General features: G+C 48.2%; 7 protein-coding genes. 6 read left to right on the top strand and 1 reads right to left on the bottom strand.

The window, feature by feature from the left end:
* Nucleotides 1-67: 67 nt before the first annotated feature.
* The 6 genes from Q1Y74_RS13525 (at nucleotide 68) to Q1Y74_RS13500 (ending at nucleotide 8,607) form a co-directional block, all read left to right on the top strand.
* Entirely contained in the window at nucleotides 68-2,617 is a 2,550-nt protein-coding gene (locus tag Q1Y74_RS13525; protein WP_300814818.1) for a hypothetical protein, read from the top strand.
* Between the two features lie 9 nt (nucleotides 2,618-2,626).
* Nucleotides 2,627-3,682: a BF2992 family fimbrillin-A clan protein gene (locus tag Q1Y74_RS13520; RefSeq protein WP_300814817.1), complete on the top strand. Its 1,056-nt coding sequence runs from the start codon at nucleotides 2,627-2,629 to the stop codon at nucleotides 3,680-3,682.
* Nucleotides 3,683-3,704: 22 nt separating this feature from the next.
* Nucleotides 3,705-4,748, top strand: coding sequence for a hypothetical protein (locus Q1Y74_RS13515; RefSeq protein WP_300814816.1), 1,044 nt, complete (start codon nucleotides 3,705-3,707; stop codon nucleotides 4,746-4,748).
* A 705-nt stretch (nucleotides 4,749-5,453) separates the two neighbouring features.
* Nucleotides 5,454-6,218 carry a 5'/3'-nucleotidase SurE gene (gene surE / locus Q1Y74_RS13510; RefSeq protein ID WP_300814815.1) on the top strand — a complete coding sequence of 255 codons (765 nt, stop codon included), beginning with the start codon at nucleotides 5,454-5,456 and terminating at the stop codon, nucleotides 6,216-6,218.
* A gap of 406 nt (nucleotides 6,219-6,624) precedes the next feature.
* Complete coding sequence (gene lpxB, locus Q1Y74_RS13505) at nucleotides 6,625-7,770, top strand: lipid-A-disaccharide synthase (RefSeq protein ID WP_300814814.1); 1,146 nt, start codon at nucleotides 6,625-6,627, stop codon at nucleotides 7,768-7,770.
* A 117-nt stretch (nucleotides 7,771-7,887) separates the two neighbouring features.
* Nucleotides 7,888-8,607 (top strand): NigD-like protein, encoded by a 720-nt coding sequence (locus Q1Y74_RS13500; protein WP_300814813.1) that lies wholly within the window; start codon nucleotides 7,888-7,890, stop codon nucleotides 8,605-8,607.
* A 368-nt stretch (nucleotides 8,608-8,975) separates the two neighbouring features.
* Here the strand turns inward: Q1Y74_RS13500 and Q1Y74_RS13495 are convergent.
* A partial coding sequence (locus tag Q1Y74_RS13495; RefSeq protein WP_300814812.1) for a DUF4143 domain-containing protein occupies nucleotides 8,976-9,990 on the bottom strand: 1,015 nt, incomplete at its 5' end.

The raw sequence follows: 9,990 nt of genomic DNA, 5'->3' as shown, positions 1-9,990 counted from the left end.
TATCCGCCCGGTAATTCGTCCGATGATACTCCGTCCGGTACTTGACAAACAGATGAAAGGAATGCGTATGATGAAAGGAAAGAATTTTTATACAATCCTGCTGTGTGCCGCCCTGATGGTGGCAGGCACGGCGGCGTGCTCGGACGATTGGCTGTCGGGGGCTGATACTTCCAACGGCTCCTCGGAAGAAGGACAAGTGGCTGCTGTCAAACTGGAGGGCAACGGGGAAGTAGTCTCCCGAAGTGCTTTTCAGGCAGGGACTGCCTATAGACTGGTGATGTTTACCAAAGGCTTTACGGCGACAGATATATCTGAAGATTCTGTACTCAGATATAATGGGCTGGCTACCGAGACCGCTTTGGGTACGTTTCAATATCTGGTTGTTAATGACGACAGACATATTAATAATGACTGGTTCAGTTTTCAATCACTTGAGAACATAGATGATGCTACTAAGACCGAGACCGGCAGACGCTCCCTCAGTTTCTACGGCTTTACCTATGGGGAGGAAAACGCACCGAAATTAGATAAGGATGCATATAAGCGGACGGAAACAGTAGTAGGCGGCGAACTGAAAGACCTGATGTGGGGCATCCTTGTTGATCAGAACGACGCCACTGCCAAGTTCCCGTGTGAGATTCCGTTCCGCCATGCCTTTTCCCGGCTGGAATTCAAGGTTTCTCAGTTGGAGTCTGAGACGGGGTCTGGGAAAGGGATGTATAATTTGGGCATCGAAAGCATAGCGGTGACCGGTACATACCAAATCGGGACAGTGGATTTGTTTACGGGAAAGACGACACTGGATGCAGAAAACAAATATGATGAAGGCAGGGCTTTGCCCAAGATGTCTGTGGACTATGACCTTGAAAATAAATACATAGCTGTAGAAACCCCGGACAGCTTGGGTGCCATGATTGTCTTTCCTTCCGCTGCAGAGTCGTTAAGCGGTGGTGTGGGTGAATATACAATTGGTTTGAAGATAACCTTGAAGGGAAAGGACAAAGCTGAAGTAGAAAAACTGGTAGGAACGGGCAATGCTACACAGTTGGGTAACTATTATACCGGTGTCTATACCGTAGAACAAGTGTATAGCAGTGTATATGGAGGAGATGATCCTACAGATGATAATGGTTCCATTGCAGCTTCTCCGCTTTATCTGCAGGCAGGCAGCAAATACACCCTGCACATCGTGCTGATGGAGGACGAGGTGCGGGTCGTAACCGTTGTACCCAGCAAAGTGGAATGGTTGCCGGGGGAAACTGATGAAAAAGACAAAAACGACAATTACTTTTCTACCGAAGTAGTAGGCCAGCCCATCTTCTTTGATAACACCATGTGGATGGACAGAAACCTGGGGGCAAACGAAGCTGACCCGGGAGATAACTATAATCAGACCATCGGGTATTATTATCAGAACAATCGGAATATTCCGTATTGGCCGTATAGAACAGAGAATTATGGCTTTGACGGTTCATTGACTTGGCCAACGCCGGAAGAACGTTTTAGTACCAATAATGATTTGTCGAAAAAATTCAGTTCATGGTCTTCCCCCCAATATAAAGTCTATCCAATAGTTGATAAAAAATTGATGGAACCTGATCCCAATAAAGGTTCTTGGGGTACTTCTTCTTCAAGCAATTTGTATTATAGTCTTCAAAAAGAGGTTTCTTCAAGTGGAACCTATGCTTTTTTTTATGGTAATTCTAATTTTAGCAATTCTACTCTTAATTGGAAAAATCGTGAAAATCAACCTGCACCTCCCGGGTATGCTTTACCTACACAAGAACAATTTCAAAGTATATTCCCAACTACAGTTTTTGCGGGAAATATTACTTTCCTGCAATTACGACACATTGGAGATGACTGGTATGGATGTGTGGATTATAATAATAATATGCCTCTTCCTATCAATAGTGATATAACAAAATTGAGAATCTGTGTACCTTTTTATAAGGATGGACGGAATACAACAAGCTCTGCTGAGTACTACTCAAAATGGGAAAAATTGAACGATCCGGGGCAATATCCATTGGATCCTTCATATTATTATAACTCCCAACATACGCCATATTCTTATATTGACAGAGAACCTGATGGTGATCCATCTCCCGGTTATTGTTCGGTCTATATTATCAGTAGGGAAGGTAATGACAAGGGATCTATAACAAGTTTATCTTCGAATTATAAGACTAAAGAATGGGGTACGATTTATGGAATCAAAAAAGTGGGAACTACAGAGGCTTATCGGATGAGGTGGAAAGTGAGGAATGCAGATGAAAAGAATGAAGAACCGCGATTGTATGTGGAAGTATGTATGTACAGTTGCACGAAAGACGATAATCTGACGGTGGATAATTTTAGGAATTATGATTGGGAGCATCCTGTATCTCAAATGTTTTTCCCTTTGTGTGGTGAAGTGGAAGGACGTAATTCGGGCAGTGGCCCGGCAGCGGGTTTTTCCTCTTATGGATCAGCAGTGCTCTATGCGACCGATTCGGATGCAGCCCTGCACATCAAGATTACAGGAGATAATCCTCAAAATCAGTATATGTCTGTAGTAAGTAATGAAATCCAAACCAATGCGAAACAAATTCGCCTGGTAAAAACGCAGAATTAGTGGTGTAGTATGTGGAAAATAGGAAGATATAAAAAAAAGATGTTGGGGGTGGCTGTTTGGTGCGGCATATCCTTAGCTTGGACAGCTTGCGATAACAATGCTGCTGTAGACAAGGTGCCGGGTGACGGCCTTGTACAGATACAGCCAGTGCTGTCCGGAAGCTTGGTTGCAGATGGATTTGCTACTGGAACCAGAGCAAATTTACCGACTGGGCATAAAATTGTTCCGTTGCCCGAAGGAACAACTTTATGGATTATTGCTGATAAGTTGGATGGTACAAACGTGATTTCTACTTCCAAAACTGCTTATGTAGTAAAAGAAGTGGGTGAGGGAACAGGCGTGACATCGTTGTATCCTTGTGAAGTGGATGCTGATGGTAATGTGGAATCTATAGATGGAACGCCTATGTTCATATCGGAAGGTAATTATATTTTTTGGGCGGTATCTCCTGCCCGCGAACTGGGAGAAGGTAATACCTTGAGTGTAAAGAATGGAGAGGAGTTACTGGCTACAGATGACAGGTATGAAGAGACTAAATCAACATATATTGAAGTCAAAGGAGATTGGGCTAATGATGAAAGCCGAATTGAAGTGATCAGGTTAAAACCTTTGTTCAATCAGACAGCCCAACTGAAGTTTACCATTACTTCCGAAGCAAAATGGATTCATAGTCTGGAACTGCTGGCGGCAGGCGTGGAATACTCGGGACTGCAGGAAGAAACGGAAAACAACTGGAGTCTGTCAGACACCCTGAAAACGGATTATGGCATGAAGAACGGTACATACCGGGAGACGGAATACGTGACGGGGGTGAACAGTGATGGTACCCATTACCTGGAAGTGACGACTCCTGTGCTGCCGGTCAACGCCGTTGCCACTCCGGTAGTGGTGCTGTTCAATGTGCTGATTAACGGAGTGCCCAGCCCGTTCAGCATCATGCTGACCGAGAAGAATTTTCAGGCAGGATATTCTTATCATTACAAAGGAACCGTCAAACTGCAGGACGGTGTAGCGGTCATCGTATGGCAGTTTGTGGAATGGAATATGGATGTAGAATTTGACTAACCGTGTTTCAAAGGAAGAGGATATGAGCAACTATTTCAAGAATCTGGTCTATGCCTTAACGGTCTGTCTGCTGGCGGCCTGCGAACAGACAGTGGTGGACATGCCGACGGAGCCGGGCATATTGACCATTGCGGCAGGCCCCATGAACGATTATGGCGGGACAACCCGCTCTGCATACACCATGTGGCCGGAAGAGGAGAACTGTATCAAGACACTGGCTTTCTTCCAGTTTGACCCCGAAGGGATGCATACCCGGGACGAACTGTATAACTTCCGAAGTTTTGTAACGGATGACAGCCCGTACGGAGTATTGCAGGCTTCCATTTCGGATGTCAGTTTCAAGTCGTACAAAGCAAACAACACGACCATCTGCGTGGTGGCCAATGTGACGGAACAGGATGTGAACGAGTTTTATAACCAATATACCACCAGCACATCGACCCAGGTGCGGCTGGATGAGTTCAAGGAATGGACCCATAAGTTCCAATATAAAGAACACGCCGATTCGCTGGGGCATCTCAAGCAGGTATGCATGTTCGGCTATTATGAAGGAGTACTGAGCGAAACGGAAGTTCAACGGCTGATTTTAGGACGTCTTTGCAGCCGTATTGAGATAACGTTACAGGCTGAAAATTATAATGACTTTTCTTCGGGTGTAAGTTTCGCGTTCGACAACGTTCCGACCGATGCCTATTACTTTTCTACCGGAGTGGGGGTAACCGAAACACAAAAGGATAACCAATTTGAAACGACCGTTCTTTCGGTAACAACCGAGAGGCAGATGTTCTACTTTTACATGCCCGGCAATTCGGCGCAGACAGTGGGGGAGGCATTGACGCTGAAAATCACTTTTGGCAATCAAACCAAGACGGTGACGCTTTGTACGTTACCTCCGGGACAGAACGAAGGGTATGTGGACTATACCATCAACCGGAACAGTATCTACCGCTTCAACCTGACGTTGAAGAAAGAAGGTGCCTCGACAAGGAGCGGAGAGAGTGAAGGATGGGCATCGTCAGAACCGGCCGTTGCCTTTAGTGGAGCGGAGACGGACATTTATTTTTAGTTGTCAAAGTTGCTTGTTTGGCGAAACAGCACGGGCTTACTCATTGTAATAATGAGTGTGTTTGTTTTGTTTGAGAAGGGTGCCATGACGGGAAACAGTTCTTCGTGTGACGGGAACTTGACAACGTCTGGCAACCTTCTTTTTTTTGTGTCCTCTGCCATTCGGCCTTTAATCGTGGTGGAGAGGGTGTCAAAACTAAAAATGGCTGACATCTTGTAGCTTTTTCGGCACGGATTACGCGGAAAACACGGAGAAAGAAGAATAACAATCCGCGAATTTTCGTGTAATCCGTGCCTAAAGGAAAGCAACTTTTTAATTTGACACACCTTGGTTTCAGATACCTTTGTTTTGACCTTCTTCTTAACCGCAACCTGTTAACAAGGGCGGGACGCCGGACGAATTCGGGTCGGGGTTAAAGCTTGTGGGCTGAATTCTTGCCAAGTTTGATTATATTCGTTATTTTTGCGACAATCAAACGATTTTTATTCAACTTTGACTTCGTCGATTTTCAATTCGCAAGCTCAAGTTGCAGTTGACAAGTAACAAGTTGACGAGTTGGCAAGGCGTTTGCAGCGATCCGTTTCAAGCGGCACTTTATCAAACAAGGCATCCCGGAACTGGTAGGCTTGTTGACTGAAGCCTTGTCAACTGGTAGGTTGAGTACTTGCGAAACTAAAACGATTTTATTTGTAAAAAGACTGGATTATGGAAAATCAAAGACCTTTGATATTGGTTTCAAATGATGACGGTATCATGTCGAAAGGAATCAGTGAGTTAATCAAGTTCATCCGTCCGCTGGCGGAAGTGGTGGTAATGGCGCCGGACATGGCCCGCTCGGGCACGGCCTGTTCGCTGACAACCAACGAGCCCATCCATTACAGCCTGTTGCGCAAGGATGTGGGACTGACGGTGTACAAATGCTCGGGTACGCCGACCGACTGCGTGAAGCTGGCTTTCCATACGGTGCTGGACCGCAAGCCCGACCTGGTGATTGGCGGCATCAACCACGGTGACAACTCGTCTGTCAACGTCCACTACTCGGGCACGATGGGCGTGGTGATAGAAGGCTGCCTGAAGGGAGTGCCTTCCATCGGCTTTTCGCTTTGCAGCCACGAACCGGATGCAGACTTTGAGCCTGCGGGTCCCTATGTACGCGACATTGTCCGCCTGGTGCTGGAGAAAGGACTGCCTCCGTTGACCTGCCTGAACGTGAATTTTCCCGATACCAAGGAACTGAAGGGCGTGAAAATCTGCCGGCAGACGCAAGGACAGTGGAAGAACGAATGGGAAAACTTTGCCCACCGCAACGACACACACTATTATTGGCTGACCGGTGAATTTGAGGACACCGACGCAGACAACGAACAGACCGACCATTGGGCACTGGCCAACGGCTACGTAGCCGTAACGCCCACTACGGTGGACGCTACCGCCTACGGCCTGATGGACGAGCTGAAAAACTGGTTTTAATTAACTCAACTTTCGCAAGCTCAAGTTGCAGTTGACGAGTAACAAGTTGACGAGTTGACTTCCAACGGCACCTTATTATACAGGGCGTTTCGGTCTTGTAGACTTGTTGCCTGAAGCCTTGTCAACTAATAAGTTGAGTACTTGCGAAACTTAAATAATTAAGAAAACAAAAGCCTCACCCCCGGCCCCTCTCCCAAGGAGAGGGGGGACTATGCAGGTCAGGTCTCGGAAATAGATTCCTGCCTGATAGTTAAGCAAGCGGTCGAAACGATGGCGGATGCTAAATAAATTCGTCGTCCTTCACTCTTCGTTTTATGGTTCTTCATCCATCCAACCACCATCGTAACCGCCGCAAAATCCCCCCTCTCCTTGGGAGAGGGGCCGGGGGTGAGGCCCTTTCCTGCTTATGAAATATTACCTGATTGTGGGCGAGGCTTCAGGCGACCTCCATGCCTCCCATCTGATGGAAGCCCTGAAGGAGGCGGACAGCCGGGCGGAGTTCCGCTTCTTTGGCGGCGACCTGATGGCGGCTGTGGGCGGCGCGCCGGTAAAGCACTACCGCGAGCTGGCCTATATGGGCTTTGTGCCCGTGTTGCTGCATCTGCGCACCATCTTTGCCAACATGCGCCGCTGCAAGGAGGACATTGTGGCCTGGCAGCCCGATGTGCTGATACTGGTGGACTATCCGGGCTTCAACCTGAGCATTGCGGAGTTTGTCCATGCCCGCACGCGGATTCCTGTCTACTACTACATTTCCCCGAAAATCTGGGCGTGGAAGGAGTACCGCATCAAGAACATCAAGCGGGATGTGGATGAGTTGTTCTCTATCCTGCCTTTCGAGGTAGACTTCTTTGAAGGGAAGCACCGTTACCCCATCCACTACGTGGGCAACCCGACGCTGGACGAGGTAGCGGCGTTCCGTGCCGGCTATGCGGAGGACTTCGGCGCGTTCGCCTCGCGCAACGGACTGACCGGCAAGCCCATCATCGCCCTGCTGGCGGGCAGCCGCAGGCAGGAAATCAAGGACAACCTGCCGGACATGCTGCGGGCGGCGGCCGCTTTCCCGGACTACCAGCCGGTGCTGGCGGGCGCTCCGGGCATCGAGCCGGAATATTACGCGCGCTACATCGGCGGGGCGGATGTGGCGGTGGTCTACGGGCAGACCTATCCGCTGCTCAGCCATGCGCAGGCGGCGCTGGTGACTTCGGGCACGGCGACGCTGGAGACGGCCCTCTTCCGCGTGCCGCAGGCAGTGTGCTACCACACGCCCGTAGGGAAGCTGATTGCCTTTCTGAAACGGCATATTCTGAAGGTGAAATACATCTCGCTGGTGAACCTGATTGCCGACAGCGAGGTGGTGAAGGAACTGGTGGCCGACCAGATGACGGTAGAACGGATGAGGCAGGAGCTGGAGCGCATTCTGCACGAGCCGGACTATCGGGAGCAGATGCTGGCGGGATATGACTACATGGCTTCGCGTCTGGGCGAGACCGGTGCGCCCCGCCGTGCCGCCCGTCTGATGGTGGAGCTCCTGAAGAAAAGGCATGCCTGACAGTTGGTTTAGAAAATGTTAAATACCCAAGAGCCGGTGCAGTAATAGCCCGGCTTTTTGTATTTAGATAGTGGTCGGGCTTCTGATGACCGACCGCTAACCGATAAAAACACGAATATGAAAAAAAAATTGCAAAGCTTGTTGATGATTCTGTGCCTGGCACTGGTGCCGGCACTCCAGTCCTGTGACGACGGCGATGGTTATTCGGTGGGCGACTTTACGCCTCCTCTCTGGGCCACCGTGCGGACTACGGGTACATCTTTTTATCTGGATTGTGACGTGTGGGGAACGTTGTGGCCTGTAAACATAGACCTGGGTTGGTATATGGCAGTAGACGGCCAGCGTGTCATCACCTCCTTCAATCCTCTGGCCGATGACTATGCCGGCTTTGACCATGCGGTAAAAATCTTGTCCATGCGCGAAGTATTGACCAAGACTGTTGAGGAACTGACTCCGGAGAACGAGGAGGAGTTCGGCAACGACCCGTTACTGATTTATCAGGGCGATATGGGAATCAGCGGCGGATATCTGAATCTGGTTTTCTATCAGAATTTGCCGAAGGACAATACCAAGCACCGCATCAGTCTGGTGAAGTCGGCTAATGACGATGAAGTCTATGCTGACGACGGATATATCCATTTGGAACTGCGCTACAACGGTTATGACAATTTCTCGGGCAACCACTGGCCGGCCATTGTCTCGTTCAACCTGAACAGCCTGGACGTTACTCCGGAAACCAAAGGCTTTGTCATCAAGTTGAATTCGGAAGTGAACGGCGAGGTGGAACTGACCTATGACTTTGCCCAACCGACGGAACTGACTCTGCCAAGCCAATAGAAAAAAACAGCTCACAATGTATTGGCTTAACTCCTTAACTTCTTAACTACTTAACTACCAGAGAAATATTAAATCCGAAACTTAAGTAAATACATACCTTGCGGGTAGTACATTTTCAGTTGCAGACTTGTTGATTTCAGATTTCAGAGTTCTGATTTCAGATTTGCCGTGCGGCGTGGATGCGTGTAGGGGCGGGGTCAGCCCGCCCTGTGTACACGTACGCAAACCCTGCGGGGGAGTACGTTTTCAGTTGCAGACTTATTGATTTCAAGGTTCAGAATTCAGAGCACTTTCAGTTGCGGATGAGGGGGGATGAGGAGTTAGGTATGAGATTGTGCCCCTCTCTATATGTTGTGCCATATCGTTTATCAGTCTTTTAAGCATCCAATGGGGACTACATAAACTCCATCTGCACGTCGATAGGCGAATTTTCCTGTTGCCGTCAATACCATCAAGAAGGACGGGGCTTTCATTTTATCTGTATCAATCTTTGCAGCCAATGTTTTTAGGGTAGTTGCGCCTTGTTCTATAAGTTGGTCTCCACCAAGTTTTATTTCAATAAGACCGAATTTGCCATTACGCAGATGAACAACCGCATCACATTCGAGGCCGTATTTGTCTCGAAAATGATAAACTTGTCCGTCTAAAGCACTTGCAAATACACGTAAATCCCGGATGCAAAGCGTCTCAAACAACAGCCCCATTGTATTCAGGTCATTAATCAGGTCCTTGGGACCGAGACCCAAAGCAGCGACGGCTATTGACGGATCGACAAAGTATCTGGTATCTGATGTTCGGATAGCTGATTTTGAGCGTAAATTGGGATTCCACGCAACAGAATCTTCTATGACAAAAATCTTTTTCAGTGCATCGATATAGGACGCAACAGTCTTAACATCCGTCGATTCTTCATCGTTTACTCGTATATCTTCTATGATTGTACTGATAGGAGCTTGTGAACCTTGATGCCGGGCGTATGAGCGCATCAATCGTCTTACCCGCTCTTGATTGCGGCGAACGCCATCTACACGAGAAATGTCCGAACGTGTCACGGCGTCGTAATAGTATTTCACTTGATCCAGCGCAATGTCTCTTGTTTGCAAGGTTGCGCGAGGCCATCCTCCCCGACAAATTAAAAAGGCAATGTCATTAAGCGACAAATTGTTGATTCCCATTATATTGTCTGGGGTTTTGAACATATCCTCCAAGCTCACTTCTCCAGAAGATTCTCCCGACTCGTATAAACTCATGGGACGCATTGTTAGCCATGCAAATCGGCCGGCTCCTGAATGATGAATTTCTTCTGTTTTTGCAGGAACAGCAGAACCGGTTAAAATAAAAAGACCTTCGCCTTCTCCGTGATCAACTTCAAAACGGATTGTA

The sequence above is a fragment of the uncultured Bacteroides sp. genome (assembly GCF_949298305.1).
In the GTDB taxonomy this organism is placed as follows: Bacteria; Bacteroidota; Bacteroidia; order Bacteroidales; family Bacteroidaceae; genus Bacteroides.
Note: the sequence above shows the minus strand (reverse complement) of the source record. Positions and strands in the feature narration are given on the sequence as shown.